Origin of the sequence: Enterobacter sp. JBIWA005, assembly GCF_019968805.1 — a bacterium.
In the GTDB taxonomy this organism is placed as follows: Bacteria; Pseudomonadota; Gammaproteobacteria; order Enterobacterales; family Enterobacteriaceae; genus Enterobacter; species Enterobacter vonholyi.
Genome location: NZ_CP074159.1, coordinates 2,690,016 through 2,709,659 on the forward strand (window position 1 = coordinate 2,690,016; position 19,644 = coordinate 2,709,659).

Consider the following 19,644-nt stretch of genomic DNA (forward strand, 5'->3'; position numbering starts at 1 on the left):
GTCGTTTACGCCAACCGACCCGACGCCTACAGTGACTCCAGACAACAGAGATAAGGAGTGCACTATGGTTAAGGTCGGTATTAACGGTTTCGGCCGTATCGGACGTAATTTCCTGCGCGCGGCGCTGGGCAACCCGGCTCTGCAGATTGTGGCCATTAACGATCTGACGGACAGTAAAACCCTCGCCCATCTGCTGAAGCATGATTCCCTTCTGGGCAAACTGCCCGCGCCCGTTGAAGCGGGTGACGGCGCGCTGCAGGTAGACGGCCAGCAGATCGCCGTATTTAGCGAACGCGATCCGGCGAATATCCCGTGGCGTGATGCTGGGGTAGACGTGGTGATTGAGGCCACCGGCTTCTTTACCGAGCGAGAGAAAGCGGCGGTGCATATCACCCACGGCGGCGCTAAGCGCGTCATCATTTCCGCACCCGGGAAGAACGACGACCTGACGATTGTGATGGGCGTCAACCATGACCTGTACGATCCCGCCCGGCACGCGGTGGTGAGCAACGGGAGCTGCACCACGAACGGTCTGGCGCCGGCCGCTCAGGTGCTGCACCAGCAGTTCGGGATTGAGCATGGCCTGATGAACACGACGCACGCCTACACCAACAGCCAGGCGCTGCACGATCAGCCGGAAAAAGATCTGCGCGGCGCACGCGCGGCGGCGCTGTCGATTGTGCCTTATTCAAGCGGTGCGGCGAAAGCGCTGGGGAAAGTGATCCCTTCCCTTGACGGCAAACTGACCGGGTACTCCCTGCGCGTGCCGGTGCCGGTGGTGTCGATTGTGGATTTAACGGTAACGCTGAGCCGTCATGTAACCGCCGAAGAGGTGAATGACGCATTCCGCAACGCGGCCGCCAGCGGGCCTCTTAAAGGCATTCTGGGCTATAGCGATGAACCGCTGGTCTCCAGCGACTACCAGGGCGACCCACGCTCCTCAATTATCGACGGGCTTTCCACGCTGGTGATAGGCGGGAACATGGTGAAGATCCTGGCGTGGTATGACAACGAGTGGGGCTTCTCTAACCGCCTGGTGGATCTGGCGGTGCTGATGGATAAGAAAGGGCTGTAAACCTGAGGCCGGGTGGCACGAACGCTCACCCGGCTAAAAAATCACTCCGCTTTAACTTTCACGCCCATAAACACAATCACCATCGCCGTCACCAGCAGGAAACCGCTTCCCGCGAACACGCCGCTGGCACCGTTGAGGTCAAAGACCGCCCCGCCCCCGGCCGCACCGGCACTGATTGCCAGTTGAATTGAGGCCACCAGCAGCCCTCCTGCACTTTCGGCTTCATCCGGAACGGTAGTGGCAAGCCAGGTTGACCAGCCCACCGGAACCAGACCAAATGCAAAGCCCCACAGCGCGACAAGCAGCCCGTCCAGCATCGCCAGATGACCAAAGGCGACCATCATGAGCGCGAGAACACCCATCGCAAACGGCACCAGCGCCAGCGTCAGGCGCAGATTGCGTGCCAGCAGATGCCCTGCAACAGAAGTGCCCACAAAGTTGGCGATACCAAAGCCCAGCAGGATCAGCGAAATGGTCTCCACGCTCGCCTGCCCCACCGTCTCCAGGAACGGACGCAGGTAGGTAAAGAAGGCGAAATGGCCGCTGAAGATCAGAATGGTCGCCAGCATGCCGCCGATCATTCCCGGACGACGCAGCACGCGGAACAGCGTACTCAGGCTGCCGCTGCTTTCCGGCTTCATGGACGGCAGGACCCAGAGCTGCCACAGCAGCGCCAGCATGCTCGGCAGGATGCAGAGTATAAAGACGTTGCGCCAGCCGATCAGGCTGCCCAGATAGCTGCCGAGCGGCGCCGCGACCACCGTGGCAATTGATACGCTGGAGAAGATCACCGCCAGCGCTTTCGGCACTTTATCTGCCGGAACCAGACGCATCGTAGTCGCCGTCGACATCGCCCAGAATCCCCCAATGGCTACCCCCAGCAGCAGACGCCCCATCAGCAGGACGTGCAGGTTGGGCGCAAAGGCCACCAGCAGGCTGGAGATAATTTGCAGCACCGAGAAAAACATCAGCACCCAGCGGCGGTCAATACTTTTGGTGGCAGGCGTAATCAGCAGCCCGGTGACCAGCGCCACCAGCGCGGTGGCAGTGACGGCCTGTCCGGCCATCCCCTCGGTCACGCCCAGGCTCGCGGCCATGGGCGTTAACAAACTCGCCGGCAGAAATTCTGCCGTAATCAAACCAAATACCCCCAGCCCCAGTGAATAGACGGCCCGCCAGGCGGGTTTTGCAGGCGCTACCGCCTCGCTCGCCGCGACACATGAACTCATCTGTTGATCTCCCGTTATAAAAATGTGACTACTGTCGCAAAAGAATAGAAGGTTCACCCAGGACGATCTATGACATATAATCTCCACTTATTGATTATTCGTCCGGAGTTGTGCCATGACCGTACAGTCACCCGATCTGATCAGCGAACTTTTACGCGGCATGCGTCTTTCAGGCGTGAAATACCGGCGGATCCAGGCCAGCGCGCCGTTTGGCGTCGCGTTTCATCAGGCGCCCGGCCGGGCACAGTTTCATTTTGTGAGCCACGGTAGCGCCCTGCTGCGCATGGAGAGCGGTGCAACGTTCGAACTGAGCGGTGGCGACGCCCTCTTTATTCCCGGCGGGAATTCCCATGCCCTGCTCTCTGACGAGCAGGCCACCATTACGCCCATCAACGCCTTCCCGAGCGAGCCTATCTGCAGCTCGGTTTGTGCTATCACCTGCGAGCCCTGCCCGGAAAGCGAGAACACCCTCATCTTCAGCGGGTGCATGGATTTTGAGCTGGGCGGGATGCAGCCGCTGATCAAAGCGATGCCGGAAGTGATGATGGTCAGCCGGCTGATGTCCACCTGGCCGGAAATTCATCCGCTGCTGGCGGCGATGGAGCGGGAATCCGCGGCGCGTCAGGCCGGGTATGCCGGGATCCTTGCGCGCCTTGCCGACGTGGTGGCGGCATTAATCGTGCGCGGCTGGGTTGAAGGCGGCTGCGGTAAAGCCACCGGCTGGGTGCAGGTTCTGCGCGACCCGCGCCTGAGCCGTGCCATTTACGCCATGCACCAGCAGCCAGGCCTGAACTGGAGCGTCGCGGATCTGGCAAAAGAAGCGGGCACGTCCCGCTCCGTGTTCGCCGAACGGTTTCTGGCCGCGACGGGAACCACTCCGGCAAAATATCTCAGCGAGCTGAGAATGCGGCTGGCGATTCAGTACATTCGGCATGAAAATCAACCCATTGAAACCGTCGCGCTGCGGCTGGGATACGGCTCTCTGGCGGCCTTCAGCCGGGCATTCAAGCGCATTATTGGACATGCGCCGGGCACGCTGCGGGAAGCCAGCCAGACCGCGGAAGAGGTCTGAAATACCGGCAATATTTAACGCGAAGCGGACAATATTCGTCTAAGGTTTTCAGGTGATTGACAACAGCGGTCACGCTGTTTAGTGAAGACAGGAGACGAACTGATGATAAGACCTCGTACACTACGCCCCGCGTTTTTGCCCCTTGCGTTAGGCGGCGCGCTGCTCGGCGTAACGACACTGGGATATGCCGACGATAGCCCCGCAGCCCAGACAACCTCACCCGATATTTTGCTGGGCCCTCTGTTTAACGATGTGCAGAGCGCCAAACTGTTTCCCGATCAGAAAACCTTTGCTGATGCCGTCCCCAAAAGCGACCCGCTGATGATTCTGGCGGACTACCGGATGCAGCACACGCAGTCCAGCTTTGACTTACGCCACTTTGTCGAGATGAACTTTACGCTCCCTGCGGAAGGGGAAAAATATGTTCCGCCTGCTGGACAAAGTTTACGTGAGCACATTGACGATCTCTGGCCCGTGCTGACGCGCACCACCGATAAAGCCAGCAACAAATGGGATTCCCTTCTGCCGTTACCGAAACCTTACGTTGTGCCCGGCGGACGTTTCCGCGAGGTCTACTACTGGGACAGCTATTTCACCATGCTGGGCCTGGCAGAAAGCGATCACTGGGACAAAATCAGCGACATGGTGGATAACTTTGCATATGAGATAGACACCTTCGGCCACATTCCCAACGGCAACCGCAGCTATTACCTGAGCCGCTCCCAGCCGCCGTTTTTCTCAATGATGGTTGAACTGCTGGCGACCCACGACAGCGATGCGTTGAAGAAGTATCGTCCGCAGATGGAAAAAGAGTATGCCTACTGGATGGATGGCGTTAATGCCCTTCAGCCGGGCCAGGCCAACAAGCGCGTGGTGAAGCTGGACGACGGCGCTATCCTCAACCGCTACTGGGATGACCGCGATACCCCGCGTCCGGAGTCCTGGCTTGACGATGTGAATACTGCCAAAAGTAACCCTAACCGACCCGCGACCGAGATCTATCGTGATTTACGTTCCGCCGCGGCCTCGGGCTGGGACTTTAGCTCCCGCTGGATGGACGACCCGCAAAAGCTCGGCACCATCCGGACCACCAGCATTGTTCCCGTGGATCTGAACGCCCTGATGTTTAAGATGGAGAAACTGCTGGCGCGGGCTAGCCAGGAGAGCGGCGACGCCGCCAGCGCAAGTAAATACGAAGCGCTGGCTACGGCGCGTCAGAAAGCCATCGAGAGCCACCTGTGGAATGATAAAGAGGGCTGGTACGCGGATTACGATCTGAAGAGCAAGAAGGTACGCAATCAGCTCACCGCCGCAGCCCTGTTCCCGCTTTACGTGAAGGCGGCGGCGCAGGATCGTGCCGATAAAGTCGCCGCGGCAACCTCGTCGCGCCTGTTGAAACCGGGCGGGATAGCGACCACCACCGTAAACAGCGGCCAGCAGTGGGATGCGCCAAACGGCTGGGCCCCCCTGCAATGGGTGGCTGCGGAAGGGCTGCAGAATTACGGGCAAGAGAAGGTCTCGATGGACGTGACCTGGCGCTTCCTGAAGAACGTTCAGCATACTTACGACCGGGAAAAGAAACTGGTTGAAAAGTATGACGTGTCGACCACCGGTACGGGCGGCGGCGGCGGCGAGTATCCGCTGCAGGACGGCTTCGGCTGGAGCAACGGCGTGACGCTGAAAATGCTGGATCGGGTCTGCCCAAAAGAGAAACCTTGCGACAGCGTGCCGGAGAATCGGCCTGCGGCGAATGATGAGGCTGCGCCGGTAAAAGCGACGGCGCAGTAAGGGAGTAATGCCGGGTGCGGCTACGCCTTACCCGGCCTACATTTTGAACTCACAGGGAGTTACCTAGAAGCTGTAACTCGCCCCTAGCTGATACGTCCTGTCACGCCCAATCCAGCAGTTGGTCGCATCGTAGCAGGTCAGCGTCTCTTTGTTGGTGATGTTCTGCGCGCTGGCCTTAAGCGTCAGCCCTGCCAGCGAAGGCAGGATCTCGCCCATCCGATATGAAGCCGCCAGATCGTACTGGGTGGAGCCGCCCAGCTTACCCGCGTCGTTTGCCGGAGAGATTTCCATCGGACCGGTGTAGCGGGCGCCTGCGCCCAGCATCAGCCCTTTCAGCGCGGTGTTCTCAAAGGTGTAATCCCCCCAGAGGTTAAAGGCATTCTCCGGCACCTGCGTCGGACGTTTACCTTTGTACTTGTCATCTTCCCTGTTGATCGCGTGGGTGTACGCATAGTTGGCAATCAGCGTCAGGTTGTCCGTCGGACGGCTAATGGCGGATAGCTCTGCCCCTTTAGATTCCACTTCCCCGGTCTGACGATAGTTCAGGAAGCCCGGATCGGAGGTAACGACATTTTTCTGACGGATGTTAAACACCGAGGCGGTAAAGGTGGTAGCGTAGTCGGCCAGCAGATATTTTACCCCGCCTTCCACCTGCTTGCTGGTGGTCGGCTTAACGTCTTTCGCCACGAGCGTGCCCTGCGGCGACACCGGCGCAAAACCTTCGGAATAGCTGATAAACGGCGAAATTCCGCTATCGAAGGCGTAAAGCGCGCCCAGGCGCTTGGTGACGCGATCCTGCGATACCCAGGCTTTATCACCGTTTTGCAGGTAGTTGGTGGTGACGGAGCGGTAATCGTCGTAGCGCAGGCTACCCAGTAGATTTAAGCCGCCAAACTCCACCTGATCCTGCAGGTAATAGCCGTTCTGCTGATAGCTGAGGCGGTTTTTCTGAGCAGTGTAGAGCCCCAGCGCGCTTTCCTGGATTTGCGAATAGTCAGGATGCCGCATATCGATACCCGGCGTGGCCGACGCGTAGCGGTAGTGGAAGTGGGAGTTCAGCTTCTGGTAGTCAAACCCGGCCAGCAGGTGGTGTTTCCACTCACCCAGCGCAACGGTTTTGGTCACCTGGTTGTCAATGTTGAAGCTCTGCAGATCTTCATCCGTAGTGTAGGCAAAGCGGTTGAGCTGATAGGCCTCGCTTCCCGTCCCCGTTGCATAGACGCTGCGCTGATGGGTATCGACATCAAAATAGCGAGCCTTCTGATTAAAGCCCCAGCCGCTGTCAAATTCATGTTCAAAGCTGTAGCCCAGCATCCACTGACGCTGCTTAAACCCGCTCCACTCATCACCGGCGTAGTCGCGCTTGCCCGCGTATTTCGAGCGCAGGTAAGCGAGCGGCAGCGGGTTAGACGGCGTGAGGCTCGGTGTGTTTTGCGCCAGCGCGTCCAGGGTGAGGCGGGTTTTGCTGTCGGGTTGCCAGGCAACGGACGGGGCAACCAGGTAGTTTTCATACCGGGTGGTGTGCGGCTGATCGTCGTTTTCCGTGGCTTTGCCCAGCAGACGGTAGTTCCAGTTGCTGTCGGCAACCTGCCCGGTTGAATCGAGATAGCCCTCTTTCAGATTACGGTTTCCGGTGTTAACGCCGATTTCGGTTCGGGCTTCACTCTGCGGTTTTTTGCTTTGAATATTCACCAGCCCGCCCGGTGAACCGCCGCCGTAAAGTACCGATGAGGGGCCTTTCAGGATATCAACGCTGTCAATCAACAGCGGATCGATTCGCGCTTTGGTATTGCCGGTAACGTTATAGGGCAGCTGCAGCCCGTTGTAGAACTCCTGGTCGACGGTAAAGCCACGAATTTTGTATTCGCTCATGTACGACGTATTCCCCCGCACCTCGGTTGAAACGCCCGGAGCATAGCGCAGGATTTCATTCACGGAATTAGCATGACGCTTTTCAATTTCCGGCGCAGAGACGGTCGTGATGACCTGCGGCGTTTTACTTTCGGCAACGGCCGATTTCGTGGCGCTGTTCGTCCAGGCAGGCAGCGCGCTGCCCTGCTCTGAGCCGGTGACGACGATAGTGGATTCTTCGGCGAATGCCGGAACATGTAGTGCGAGCGTGACGGCGCCTGCCAGGGCGCATAGCGTAAAACGTGAGGTATTCATAATGTCGTCTTGTTGTTAGATGCAATACGGAACGACAATTATTATCATTTAGATTAACAAATCAATACGCAGGCAAAAAAACGGCCCTCCTCAGAGAGCCGTTTATGTGAATTTATGCTCGTCGCAGTAACCTGAATATGCCCAGCACCACAATGGCACCCACGACAGCGACGAGAAAACTGTGCAGGTCGAAACCACTTATGTTGCCTCCAAAACCAAACATCGTCGCCAGCCAGCCGCCCACAACCGCACCAACGACCCCGAGTACACAGGTCAAAATAAAACCGCCGCCATCGTTTCCCGGCATGATCAGTTTAGCGATAGCGCCAGCAATAAGACCAAAGATAATCCAGGCGATGATACCCATAGCGATGCCCTCTTGCAGGTTTAACGCATGCGCAGAAAACCTTCTGCACAGCTAACTTAAGTATAGGTCATCGCCGGAAAACCATTTTCATCTCACCGACTTATCTTTGGTTAAACAGGCAAAAAAACTCACCGGTTTGTATTAAGTTTCATTGCAGATTGCCGATAACGCTAAGACAGTCTGTCATCAATCAAGGAGCCATCCGGCGTGAGTCATTACAGTGAGCAGTTCCTCAAGCAAAATCCGCTGGCTGTATTAGGGGTATTACGCGACCTGCAAAAAGGTGAAGTGCCGCTGCGCATCAGCTGGTCGAATAATCAGTTCATCAGCAAGATCCTTGACGCCTCGCAGGATCGGCTGGTGATTGATTTAGGCAGTCAGGAGTACGAAAACCGCGCGGCGCTGAAAGCGGAGAACATCGCGGTGATGGCCGAAACGCAGGGGGCCAAAGTGGAGTTTGTCCTGTCGCGACTGGAACTAAGCGAATACCAGGGACTTCCGGCTTTTGTGACCCCCCTTCCGACCAATCTCTGGTTTGTTCAGCGTCGTGAATATTTCCGCATCAGCGCCCCGCTCCATCCCGCCTATTTTTGTAAGGCCAAAATGCCGGACAAAAAAGAGATCCGCTTTCGCCTCTTCGATCTGTCGCTTGGCGGCATGGGCGCACTGATGGATACGCCGAAACCCGACGGACTGGTAGAGGGCATGCGGTTTACGCAAATTGAACTGGATATGGGTGGCTGGGGTCGCTTCTATTTCGATGCGCAGCTGATTGCCATCAGCGACCGCACCGTCGTGGACAGCAAAAACGAAACCATCACCACGCCGCGTCTGAGCTTCCGTTTCCTGAACGTCGGGCCAGGCGCAGAGCGTGAGCTTCAGCGTATTATCTATTCCCTGGAGCGGGAGGCGCGGGAACGCGCAAATAAAGTCCTGTGAAGAAATCGGGCAGCGTGACCGCCGCCCGTCTGCGGCATTACATGGCATCCATCGCTTTCTGTACTTTCCAGATATAACGAGGCGCCTGTGGTGCCGGATGATTTTTCGCCACATGTTCAAAAAATTCGTCTTTGTCCATGCCGTTAATCTCTTCAATCGCCTCTTTGCGGTCAGAAGAGAAGGTTCTGAGCAACGCGCCGGCACCGTTAACGTAAGACACCACCAGCGCGTACTGCATCACCTCCGGATCCTTAATGCCCTTCAGCACGCCATGCTCCATGATGCTCAGATAGGCCGTGCCCATTGAAATGTTGCGTTCCGGATTCTTCAGCTCGCTGGTCGACGGCTGGCCGCTCCAGCCCATATAGCGGTAAACTTCTTTCCCCGCCGTTGACGCTTTAAGCTGCATCAGGCCCACCGCGTTGGATTTGCTGACGAGGGTGGGATTACCGCCTGACTCCACCGCGATGATCGCCGTGATGAGGCGCGGACTGACGCCCCAGGCCTTCCCGGCTTGCTCACTGATCGGCATCCACTGCATGGCCCGCTTCACCGGCACTTCCGGATTCCAGGGCGGGTTTTGATAATCATGTTTTGAACTACAGCCAGCGAGCAACACAATCAAAAAAGCAAACCATCTCAATTTCACGTCATCTATCCTTATAGCCGGTCATTGCGGTGCGCCGCTCTTGAAGCAGGCGGCGAATAAGCGGCATGATATAGACAATTAGTTTCTCATTCAGCAAGGATTTGCCATGTCTCAGTTTCATCTCATCGCGCCGTCGGGCTACTGCATTAACCAGGAAGCGGCGCAGCGGGGCGTTCAGCGTTTACTGGAGTCGGGCCACCAGGTAGAAAATCAGACAATTATCCCCCGCCGCCAGCAGCGTTTTGCCGGTACCGAAGCGCAGCGGCTGAATGATATCAATAGTCTGGTGAGCCTGACGGGCGAAAACCGGATTGTGCTGGCGGTGCGCGGCGGATATGGTGCGAGCCGGTTACTGGAGAGCATTGACTGGCAGGGGCTGGCACAGCGTCAGCAGCAGGATCCGCTGCTGATCTGCGGCCACAGCGATTTCACCGTCATCCAGCTTGGGCTGCTGGCGCTGCATGACATTATCACCTTCAGTGGCCCAATGCTGGCCGGTAACTTCGGCGCACCGGAGCTGGATGCGTTTACAGTGGAACACTTCTGGCGCGCGCTGGGCAATTCCACCTACAGCGTGGAGTGGCAAGGCAATGGACCGCACTGGGAATGTGAAGGTCAGCTCTGGGGCGGTAACCTGGCGATGCTGGTCTCGCTTATCGGCACGCCGTGGATGCCGCAAATCGAGGACGGCATTCTGGTGCTGGAAGATATCAACGAACATCCGTTCCGCGTCGAGCGCATGCTGTTGCAGCTCTATCATGCCGGTATTCTTGAGCGCCAGTCCGCAATTGTGCTGGGCAGCTTCAGCGGCTCTGCCCCGAATGACTATGACGCGGGTTACTCCCTGGAAACCATGGTTGAGTTCATTCGCTCGAGGCTGGATGTTCCGGTCATCACCGGTCTGGATTTTGGTCATGAGCAGCAAACCGTGACCCTGGCGCTGGGGGCGCACGCCTCCCTGATCCACAATGATTCAGGCAGTCGGCTGACCATCAGCGGCCATCCTGTCATAAAGGCATAAAAAAGCCGTTATACCCCCTTAATAAAACGCTGTTGCCGTCGTTAATATGTTAGGGTTTTAGTAACAGCGTTAACATTGAGGTGGGAGTAAGAGAACATTGGATGCCGCAGCGATAATCAGCCTTTTCATTCTGGGTTCGGTCCTTGTAACCAGCAGTATTTTATTAAGTTCATTTTCATCGCGTCTCGGCATACCTATTCTTGTCATTTTCCTCGCCATCGGCATGCTGGCCGGCATTGATGGTATTGGTGGTATCCCATTCGATAACTACCCTTTCGCCTACATGGTGAGTAACCTCGCGCTGGCGGTGATCCTGCTGGACGGCGGGATGCGCACCCAGGCAAGCTCCTTCCGCGTGGCCTTAGGGCCCGCGCTGTCGCTCGCGACGGTTGGCGTGTTGATTACCTCAGGCCTCACCGGAATGATGGCCGCATGGCTTTTCCATCTCAACATCATGGAAGGTTTGCTGATTGGCGCGATTGTTGGCTCAACCGATGCGGCAGCGGTGTTTTCCCTGCTCGGCGGAAAAGGGCTTAACGAACGCGTCGGCTCCACGCTTGAGATTGAATCCGGCAGTAACGATCCGATGGCGGTGTTTCTCACCATCACGCTGATTGAGATGATCCAGCAGCACGAGACGGGCCTGAGCTGGATGTTCGTCTGGCATATCCTGCAGCAGTTCGGGCTGGGGATTGTTATTGGCCTGGCGGGGGGATACCTCTTACAGCAGATGATCAACCGCATCTCCCTGCCCGCGGGGCTTTACCCCCTGCTGGCGCTGAGCGGCGGCATTCTTATTTTTGCCGTTACCACCGCGCTGGACGGCAGCGGCATTCTCGCCGTCTATCTCTGCGGTTTCCTGATGGGCAACCGACCGATCCGTAACCGTCATGCCATTTTGCAGAACTTCGACGGCCTGGCCTGGCTGGCACAAATTGGCATGTTCCTGGTGCTGGGCCTGCTGGTTACGCCTTCGGACCTGCTGCCGATCGCCGTTCCGGCGCTGCTGCTGTCCGCGTGGATGATCTTCTTCGCCCGTCCGCTGTCGGTATTTGCAGGCCTGCTGCCGTTTCGCGGCTTCAACCTGCGCGAGCGGGTCTTTATCAGCTGGGTGGGCCTGCGCGGCGCGGTACCGATTATTCTTGCGGTCTTTCCGATGATGGCCGGTCTGGATAACGCCCGGCTGTTCTTTAACGTGGCGTTCTTCGTGGTGCTGATTTCGCTGCTGTTCCAGGGAACGTCGCTCGGGTGGGCGGCGAAGAAAGCCAAAGTTGTGGTGCCTCCCGTGGGCTGGCCGGTCTCTCGCGTGGGGCTCGATATTCACCCAGAGAATCCTTGGGAACAGTTTGTTTATCAGCTGAGCGCTGACAAATGGTGCGTGGGGGCCTCGCTGCGCGATTTGCACATGCCTACTGAAACGCGCATTGCCGCCCTGTTCCGCGATAATGTCCTGCTGCACCCTACAGGCAGCACCCGCCTGCGCGAAGGAGATATTCTCTGCGTGATTGGCCGCGAGCGCGACCTGCCCGCGCTGGGCAAACTGTTTAGCCAGTCGCCGCCGGTGGCGCTGGATCAGCGTTTCTTCGGCGATTTTATTCTGGAAGCCAGCGCCAAGTTTGCCGATGTGGCGCTGATTTACGGCCTGGATGAAGGGCTGGAGTACCGCGACAAGCAGCAAACGCTGGGGGAAATCATTCAGCAACTGCTGGGGGCGGCCCCTGTTGTCGGCGACCAGGTGGAGTTCGCCGGGATGATTTGGACGGTTGCGGAGAAAGAAGATAACGCGGTCAGGAAAGTCGGCGTCAGGCCGATGGAAGATGAAGCGGAGTAGCGGTTTTTTTGCCGGGTGGCGCTAGCGCCACCCGACACAACCATTCGTTACACCGTCACAACCGGCACTCTCGGTGCCAGCGCGCACATCAATTCGTACCCCACCGTACCCGCAGCGGCAGCAACGTCATCAATCTTAATTTCGTTACCCCACAGCTCGACCGGTGAACCGATGCCCGCCTGCGGGCATGGCGTAAGATCCACGGCCAGCATATCCATTGATATGGTGCCCACCGTTCCCGTGCGAACCCCATCGACCCAGACAGGCGTGCCGGTCGGCGCGATGCGCGGGTAGCCGTCGGCATAGCCGCCCGCCACGATGCCAATCCGCTGCTCGCCCTTTGCCCGGTAGCGGCTGCCGTAGCCCACCGTGTCGCCGGCTTTCAGGGTTTGCACGCCAATGATTTCGCTGCGCAGGGTCATCACCGGCTTCAGGCCGCTGTTGGCGATGTCCTGCCACTGGCCCGAGGGTGACGCACCGTAAAGAACGATCCCCGGACGCACCCAGTTATAGTGCGCCTCAGGATGCCAGAGCGCGGCCGCCGAATTTGACAGCGAGCACGGGCAGTCCAGCCCTTCTGCCGCCTGCTCAATGCGGACCATGGCATCGGCAATGCCGTCCGGTTTTTCCGCGTCGGCAAAATGGGCCATCAGCGTCATTTCGCCCACGTTTTTCATGGCGCGCAGCTGCTGCCAGACCGTATGCACGCGCTCAGGCTGGAAGCCCAGGCGGTTCATACCGCTGTTCACCTTGAGGTAAATATCCAGCGGCGCATGGAGTTTCGCATCCTGAATCGCCTTAATCTGCCAGTTGCTGTGAACGCTGGTGGTCAGCCGATACTTATCCAGCAGCGGCAGATCGTCCGCGTGGAAAAAGCCCTCCAGAAGCAGTATCGGCCCTTTCCAGCCGCGCTCGCGCAGCAGAATGGCCTCTTCCAGGTTCAGGAGCGCAAAGCCGTCGGTGGCGCTCAGGGCGCTCCAGATACGGTCAATACCGTGGCCGTAGGCATTCGCTTTCACCACAGACCAGACGCGCGAACCAGGCGCCGCCCGGCGAACAATTTGCAGATTATCCTTCAGGGCCTGCAGGTTCAGCTGGGCCAGAACAGGACGGGACATGACAACTCCTTAGCTATGCGCGCCGTGCAGGTGCTGTGGACGCGACGGCGTAAACCCCGATTGATAGCGCGCGGCGCTTAAATCGTCAAACGGAATTGCCGGCGTGCGCCCGGAAATCAGGTCGCTCAGCAGCTGGCCCGATCCGCAGGCCATCGTCCAGCCAAGCGTGCCGTGTCCGGTATTGGTCCACAGGTTTTTAAACGGCGTGCGGCCCACGATCGGCGTGCCGTCCGGGGTCATCGGACGCAGGCCGGTCCAGAACGTCGCCTGCTCAACAAAACCTCCTCGCGGGAAGAGATCGCCCACGACCATCTCCAGCGTTTCACGACGCGGCTTCAGCAGCTCGGTGTTGAAGCCGACGATCTCCGCCATGCCGCCTACGCGGATGCGGTTATCGAAGCGGGTAATGGCGATTTTGTAGGTTTCATCCAGAATGGTCGACACCGGAGCGCCGCTCTCTTCTTTTACCGGAATGGTCAGCGAGTAGCCCTTCAGCGGGTAGACCGGAATATCGAGAATACCTTTCAGCATGGCGGTGGAGTACGAACCAAACGCCATCACGTAGGCATCGGCTTTGATCACCTCCTCGCCGCACTTCACGCCGTAAATTTTTTCCCCTTCCGACAGCAGCTTGTCGACAGAGGTGTTAAAGCGGAATTTCACCCCCGCCTGTTCGCACATTTGCGCCAGACGCTGCGTAAAGAGCTGGCAGTCGCCGGTTTCGTCATTCGGCAGGCGCAGGCCGCCCGTCAGCTTATGCGCAACTTCCGCCAGCGCCGGTTCAACCTGGCCTAGCTGGCTGGCTTCCAGCAGCTGGTAAGGTACACCAGCATCTTCCAGCACGGCGATATCGCGGGTGGCATTTTCGTACTGCTGCTCGGTGCGGAACAGCTGCAGCGTCCCGCCCTGGCGGCCTTCATACTCAATACCTGTCGACGCGCGCAGCGCTTTCAGGCAGTCGCGGCTGTATTCCGCCAGGCGCACCATGCGCCCTTTGTTCTCCATGTAGTGGCGGGTGTCGCAGTTGCGCAGCATCTGCCACATCCACTTCAGCTGGAACTGCGTGCCGTCAAGGCTGATGGCCAGCGGCGCATGGCGCTGGAACATCCATTTAATCGCTTTCAGCGGAACACCCGGTGCAGCCCACGGTGCCGCATACCCCGGAGAGATTTGCCCGGCGTTCGCCGCGCTGGTTTCAAGCGCAGGACCGGACTCACGATCGATAACGATGACGTCATGTCCCGCCTGACTTAAATACCAGGCGCTGGTTACCCCAACGACACCACTTCCCAGTATGACAACACGCATAGCCACTCCATTATGTGCAAAAGAACAATCTTCTAATTACAGATTGATAACCTAGTTGAAAATATTATTCAACATACGACTTTTTTATGGTGACTTACCTCACACATCCCCCAGCATCAGGGGATAGTGCTAATTTGGGATCTCCTGCTGCGCGTTATTTTTAACCAGCATAAAATGCTGATGGACACCGTTTTTTTGCCGTATCAAAAACGCGAAATCGCAAAGAAATAATTTCTGCCCCAGCACGCTTTTTAACACGTTGATCTATGCTTGAAAGGAGGCTCTCCAGACAGAGAGAGCACCCACAACGAGGGCGCGCTAATGGCTACTATTGATTCCCTGAACAAGGACAACACACGTCTGAGCGATGGACCCGACTGGACCTTCGAGCTGCTGGATGTTTACCTCGCCGAGATCGACCGGGTCGCAAAACTGTACCGCCTGGATACCTATCCCCATCAGATTGAAGTCATTACGTCCGAACAGATGATGGACGCCTACTCCAGCGTCGGGATGCCGATTAACTATCCGCACTGGTCTTTTGGTAAGAAATTCATTGAAACGGAGCGGCTGTATAAGCACGGGCAGCAGGGTCTGGCGTATGAGATCGTCATCAACTCCAATCCGTGTATCGCCTATTTAATGGAAGAGAACACCATTACCATGCAGGCGCTGGTGATGGCGCACGCCTGCTACGGGCACAACTCCTTTTTCAAGAATAACTATCTGTTCCGCAGCTGGACGGATGCCAGCTCCATCGTCGATTACCTGATCTTCGCCCGTAAATACATTACCGACTGCGAAGAGCGCTACGGCGTGGACGAAGTGGAAAAACTGCTCGACTCCTGCCACGCGCTGATGAACTACGGCGTGGACCGCTACAAACGTCCGCAGAAAATCTCCCTGCAGGAGGAGAAAGCCCGGCAGAAAAGCCGCGAAGAGTATCTGCAGAGCCAGGTGAACATGCTGTGGCGCACCCTGCCGAAGCGTGAGGAGGAAAAAACGATCGCCGAAGCGCGTCGTTATCCGTCCGAGCCGCAGGAAAACCTGCTCTATTTTATGGAGAAGAACGCCCCGCTGCTGGAGCCGTGGCAGCGTGAGATCCTGCGTATCGTGCGCAAGGTGAGCCAGTATTTTTACCCGCAAAAGCAGACGCAGGTGATGAACGAAGGCTGGGCGACCTTCTGGCACTACACTATCCTCAACCATCTGTACGACGAGGGGAAAGTCACCGAGCGGTTCATGATGGAGTTCCTCCACAGCCATACTAACGTGGTGTTCCAGCCGCCCTACAATAGCCCGTGGTACAGCGGGATTAACCCGTATGCCCTTGGCTTTGCCATGTTCCAGGACATTAAGCGTATCTGCCAGTCGCCGACGGAAGAAGACAAGTACTGGTTCCCGGATATCGCCGGGTCAGACTGGCTGGAAACGCTGCACTTTGCGATGCGCGACTTTAAGGATGAGAGCTTCATCAGCCAGTTTATGTCGCCGAAGATCATGCGTGACTTCCGCTTCTTCACCGTGCTGGACGACGATCGCAACAACTATCTGGAGATTTCAGCAATCCATAACGAAGAGGGATACCGTGAGATCCGCTCTCGCCTTTCCTCCCAGTACAACCTGAGCAACCTTGAACCGAATATTCAGGTATGGAACGTCGATTTGCGCGGTGACCGCTCCCTGACGTTGCGCTATATTCCGCACAATCGTGCGCCGCTGGATAAAGGGCGTAAAGAGGTGCTGAAGCACGTGCATCGCCTGTGGGGCTTTGACGTGCAGCTGGAGCAGCAGAATGAAGACGGCAGCGTCGAGCTGCTGGAACGCTGCCCGGCGCGGTTGAACACGCTGTAGCGCCACCCGACGAAAAAAAACCTCTCATACGAGAGGTTTTTCTTTTAGCGGGTCTGAATCGCTAAATCACCCGGCAGCGTTTTCTGCATACGGTGCCAGATTTCACCGGAATCGTGACCGTAGCGGCGCACCGTCTCATAAACCTGATCGTGCAGACCTTCAGTACAGAGCTTGCTCAGCTTATGGTAGAAGCCCAGCGCCAGGCTACGCGCTTCCGGATTGGCAAAGTAGTGGCGGCCAATGCGGGTATAAAGCCCTTTCATACCGTTGAGGATCAGGCCGTAAACAGGGTTGCCGGAGGCAAACGCCAGGCCGCGAAACACGTTGTAATCGAGGGTGGCAAAGGCATCGGCATGATCTTCCACCTCGTTCGCGCTGGCCAGCACCGCAAGGGCGTCTTCCGGATGCTGACGGAAAGCTGTACGAATAAAGATCGTTGCGATGTTGGTGCGAACGGAGAGCAGATTATCAATGAGCTGCGGCACGCTTTCATGGTCGAGACGCGCCAGCGTTTCAAGAATGTTTAACCCGGATGTTTCCCAGAAGTTGTTTACTTTCGTAGGCTTACCATGCTGGATCGTCAACCAGCCATCGCGCGCCAGCCGCTGAAGCACTTCACGCAGCGTGGTGCGAGTGACGCCAATCAGTTCAGAGAGTTCGCGTTCAGCCGGAAGAATGGACCCCGCAGGGAAACGATTATTCCAGATGCTTTCAATGATGTACTCTTCCGCGAAACCCGCCGGGCTCTGCGCCTTAATGACCATAGTGAGATTTCCATTACACAGCTTTAGCAAATTGGACTCATCATACCAGAGGCAGCCAGTGGCAGGTAGCGCGGCAAAGAGAGAAAAGAGGGATCGCCGTTTCATTTTTGTGAAATTTACAATGCCGCCTTATCCGCCTCCAGGCCGCATTTTTTGCGTATACTGATGTTTTGTCTTACTTGACGGGAAGGACGTCTGTTGTGGAAATTTCTTTTGGGCGCGCGCTATGGCGCAATTTTTTAGGTCAGTCTCCTGACTGGTATAAGCTGATATTGCTGGTTTTCCTGGTCGTTAATCCCATCATTTTTAGTGTGAATCCCTTTATCGCCGGCTGGCTGCTGGTGGCGGAGTTTATCTTCACCCTGGCCATGGCGCTAAAATGTTATCCCCTGCTGCCGGGCGGATTGCTGGCGTTTGAAGCCGTCGTCATCGGCATGACCAGCGCCGAGCATGTCAAAGCAGAGCTGGCGTCAAATCTCGAAGTGCTTCTGCTGCTGATATTTATGGTGGCGGGCATCTACTTCATGAAACAGCTCCTGCTGTTTATCTTCACGCGCCTGCTGCTCAGCATTCCGTCAAAAATGTTCCTCTCGCTGGCGTTTTGCCTTGCCGCCGCCTTCCTGTCGGCCTTCCTGGACGCGCTGACGGTCGTCGCGGTGGTGATAAGCGTCGCGGTTGGGTTTTACGGTATTTATCACCGCGTGGCCTCCTCTCGTCCGGGTGAAGATTTGCAGGATGACAGCCACGTCGATGCGCATAACCGTGACGTGCTGGAACAGTTCCGCGCGTTTCTGCGCAGCCTGATGATGCACGCTGGGGTCGGTACCGCGCTGGGCGGCGTGATGACCATGGTGGGCGAGCCGCAAAACCTGATCATTGCCAAAGCGGCGGGCTGGCACTTCGGTGATTTCTTCCTGAGAATGGCCCCGGTCAGCGTACCGGTGCTTATCTGCGGCCTGGCGACCTGTCTGCTGGTGGAAAAATTTCGCCTCTTTGGCTATGGGGCCCAGCTCCCGGAGCCGGTACGTCAGGAACTGCATAAATTCGATCTGCAAAGCCGACGCCAGCGGACCCGCCAGGAGACGCTGCGCCTGATTGCTCAGGGGATCATCGGCGTCTGGCTTATCGCCGCGCTGGCGTTTCATCTTGCCGAAGTGGGGCTGATTGGCCTGTCAGTCATTATTCTCGCCACCACCTTTACCGGCGTGACGGACGAACATGCCATCGGTAAAGCGTTTACCGAAGCCCTGCCGTTTACCGCCCTGCTGGCGGTGTTCTTTGCGGTCGTGGCGGTGATTATCGACCAGCATCTTTTCGCGCCGATTATTGCCTTTGTATTACAGGCGTCACCGGATGCTCAGCTGTCGCTGTTTTACCTGTTTAACGGCCTGCTCTCGTCAATCTCAGATAACGTCTTTGTCGGGACGGTCTACATCAACGAGGCCAAAGCCGCTATGGAGCAAGGCGTTATCAGCGCCGGACAGTTTGAACTGCTGGCCGTGGCGATCAATACCGGCACCAACCTTCCGTCGGTGGCGACGCCAAACGGCCAGGCCGCCTTCCTGTTCCTGCTGACCTCCGCTCTCGCGCCGCTCATACGTCTTTCTTATGGCCGGATGGTGTGGATGGCGCTGCCCTACACGCTGGTGCTCACGATCGTGGGATTGCTTTGCGTCAAAATTACCCTCATTCCCTGTACGCAATGGTTGATACAAGCGGGTATACTTGCGGCGCAGTAAACTATGCATCTCGGGCAGTTCGCTGCCCGTTTGCCTTTTCGCACGATAAACATCCAATTACGTTTTATTTCGCCAGGTACAGGTGGCGCGAAAAACGAATTCGTTTACACTGCGCTTTCTAAGCATGTTCCAGGGAAATGATTATGTTGAGATTTTTAAACCAGTGCTCCCGCGGTCGCGGAGCGTGGTTGTTAATGGCCCTGACCGCCTTTGCGCTGGAAATGGTCGCGCTGTGGTTCCAGCACGTAATGGGACTGAAACCTTGCGTGCTTTGTATTTATGAACGCTGCGCGCTGTTCGGCATTATGGGGGCGGGCCTGGTGGGCGCAATTGCGCCGAAATCGCCGCTTCGCTATGCCGCTATCGCGATCTGGCTGTACAGCGCCTGGAAAGGGATTGAACTCTCCTGGCAGCACACCATGATGCAGCTGCATCCGTCACCGTTTATGACCTGCGATTTTGCCGCCCGCTTCCCGAGCTGGCTGCCGCTGGATAAATGGCTGCCGCAGGTGTTTGTCGCATCCGGTGACTGCTCCGTTCGTCAGTGGGAATTCCTGACGCTGGAGATGCCGCAGTGGCTGGTAGGCATTTTTGCCGCCTACTTCATCGTGGCGCTGCTGGTGCTGATCGCTCAGCCGTTCAAACCGAAGAAACGCGATCTATTTGGGCGCTAAGTTGCCCGGCGGCGCTTCGCTTGCGCGGGCCTACGGTTTTGTAGGTCGGG

At 57.2% G+C, this 19,644-nt stretch carries 16 protein-coding genes; 9 read left to right on the plus strand and 7 right to left on the minus strand.

The genetic code is table 11. From position 1 onward, the window contains the following. Positions 1-64: 64 nt before the first annotated feature. Complete coding sequence (gene gap / locus KGP22_RS12705; protein WP_223579284.1) at positions 65-1,075, plus strand: type I glyceraldehyde-3-phosphate dehydrogenase; 1,011 nt, start codon at positions 65-67, stop codon at positions 1,073-1,075. 41 nt (positions 1,076-1,116) lie between these two features. On the opposite strand, the gene KGP22_RS12710 is transcribed toward gap, so the two are convergent. Further along, a complete protein-coding gene (locus tag KGP22_RS12710; RefSeq protein WP_127731392.1) occupies positions 1,117-2,304 on the minus strand; it encodes an MFS transporter in 1,188 nt (395 codons plus the stop codon). 115 nt (positions 2,305-2,419) lie between these two features. Between KGP22_RS12710 and KGP22_RS12715 the strand changes: the two genes are divergently transcribed. Further along, positions 2,420-3,376, plus strand: a complete 957-nt coding sequence (locus tag KGP22_RS12715; protein WP_111964777.1) for an AraC family transcriptional regulator — start codon at positions 2,420-2,422, stop codon at positions 3,374-3,376. Between the two features lie 102 nt (positions 3,377-3,478). Beyond that, complete coding sequence (locus KGP22_RS12720) at positions 3,479-5,164, plus strand: alpha,alpha-trehalase (protein WP_223579287.1); 1,686 nt, start codon at positions 3,479-3,481, stop codon at positions 5,162-5,164. A 63-nt stretch (positions 5,165-5,227) separates the two neighbouring features. On the opposite strand, the gene KGP22_RS12725 is transcribed toward KGP22_RS12720, so the two are convergent. Together KGP22_RS12725 and KGP22_RS12730 are read right to left on the minus strand one after the other, a co-directional pair. After that, positions 5,228-7,330: a TonB-dependent siderophore receptor gene (locus KGP22_RS12725; protein ID WP_223579290.1), complete on the minus strand. Its 2,103-nt coding sequence runs from the start codon at positions 7,328-7,330 to the stop codon at positions 5,228-5,230. Positions 7,331-7,442: 112 nt separating this feature from the next. Continuing rightward, positions 7,443-7,697 (minus strand): GlsB/YeaQ/YmgE family stress response membrane protein, encoded by a 255-nt coding sequence (locus tag KGP22_RS12730; protein WP_008502662.1) that lies wholly within the window; start codon positions 7,695-7,697, stop codon positions 7,443-7,445. A gap of 207 nt (positions 7,698-7,904) precedes the next feature. On the opposite strand from KGP22_RS12730, the gene KGP22_RS12735 reads away from it, so the two are divergent. Next, complete coding sequence (locus KGP22_RS12735) at positions 7,905-8,636, plus strand: flagellar brake protein (protein ID WP_023312174.1); 732 nt, start codon at positions 7,905-7,907, stop codon at positions 8,634-8,636. Positions 8,637-8,673: 37 nt separating this feature from the next. On the opposite strand, the gene emtA is transcribed toward KGP22_RS12735, so the two are convergent. After that, positions 8,674-9,285 carry a membrane-bound lytic murein transglycosylase EmtA gene (gene emtA, locus KGP22_RS12740; protein WP_024909815.1) on the minus strand — a complete coding sequence of 204 codons (612 nt, stop codon included), beginning with the start codon at positions 9,283-9,285 and terminating at the stop codon, positions 8,674-8,676. A gap of 106 nt (positions 9,286-9,391) precedes the next feature. Between emtA and ldcA the strand changes: the two genes are divergently transcribed. Both ldcA and KGP22_RS12750 read left to right on the plus strand, forming a co-directional pair. After that, positions 9,392-10,306, plus strand: a complete 915-nt coding sequence (ldcA, locus tag KGP22_RS12745; RefSeq protein ID WP_111964780.1) for a muramoyltetrapeptide carboxypeptidase — start codon at positions 9,392-9,394, stop codon at positions 10,304-10,306. Positions 10,307-10,403: 97 nt separating this feature from the next. Then, positions 10,404-12,137 (plus strand): potassium/proton antiporter, encoded by a 1,734-nt coding sequence (locus KGP22_RS12750; protein WP_111964781.1) that lies wholly within the window; start codon positions 10,404-10,406, stop codon positions 12,135-12,137. Between the two features lie 47 nt (positions 12,138-12,184). On the opposite strand, the gene dadX is transcribed toward KGP22_RS12750, so the two are convergent. Both dadX and KGP22_RS12760 read right to left on the minus strand, forming a co-directional pair. Further along, positions 12,185-13,255 carry a catabolic alanine racemase DadX gene (gene dadX / locus KGP22_RS12755; protein WP_223579293.1) on the minus strand — a complete coding sequence of 357 codons (1,071 nt, stop codon included), beginning with the start codon at positions 13,253-13,255 and terminating at the stop codon, positions 12,185-12,187. A 9-nt stretch (positions 13,256-13,264) separates the two neighbouring features. Then, positions 13,265-14,563, minus strand: a complete 1,299-nt coding sequence (locus KGP22_RS12760; protein ID WP_223579302.1) for a D-amino acid dehydrogenase — start codon at positions 14,561-14,563, stop codon at positions 13,265-13,267. A gap of 321 nt (positions 14,564-14,884) precedes the next feature. On the opposite strand from KGP22_RS12760, the gene KGP22_RS12765 reads away from it, so the two are divergent. Further along, complete coding sequence (locus KGP22_RS12765; protein WP_023293929.1) at positions 14,885-16,417, plus strand: SpoVR family protein; 1,533 nt, start codon at positions 14,885-14,887, stop codon at positions 16,415-16,417. Between the two features lie 44 nt (positions 16,418-16,461). Here KGP22_RS12765 and fadR read toward each other — a convergent pair whose 3' ends face one another. Then, a complete protein-coding gene (gene fadR, locus KGP22_RS12770; RefSeq protein ID WP_023336056.1) occupies positions 16,462-17,181 on the minus strand; it encodes a fatty acid metabolism transcriptional regulator FadR in 720 nt (239 codons plus the stop codon). A 200-nt stretch (positions 17,182-17,381) separates the two neighbouring features. Here fadR and nhaB point away from each other — a divergent pair, with 200 nt between their 5' ends. Next, entirely contained in the window at positions 17,382-18,920 is a 1,539-nt protein-coding gene (gene nhaB / locus KGP22_RS12775) for a Na(+)/H(+) antiporter NhaB (RefSeq protein WP_223579307.1), read from the plus strand. A gap of 143 nt (positions 18,921-19,063) precedes the next feature. Then, complete coding sequence (dsbB, locus tag KGP22_RS12780; RefSeq protein ID WP_063408593.1) at positions 19,064-19,594, plus strand: disulfide bond formation protein DsbB; 531 nt, start codon at positions 19,064-19,066, stop codon at positions 19,592-19,594. The last annotated feature ends 50 nt before the right edge of the window (positions 19,595-19,644 follow it).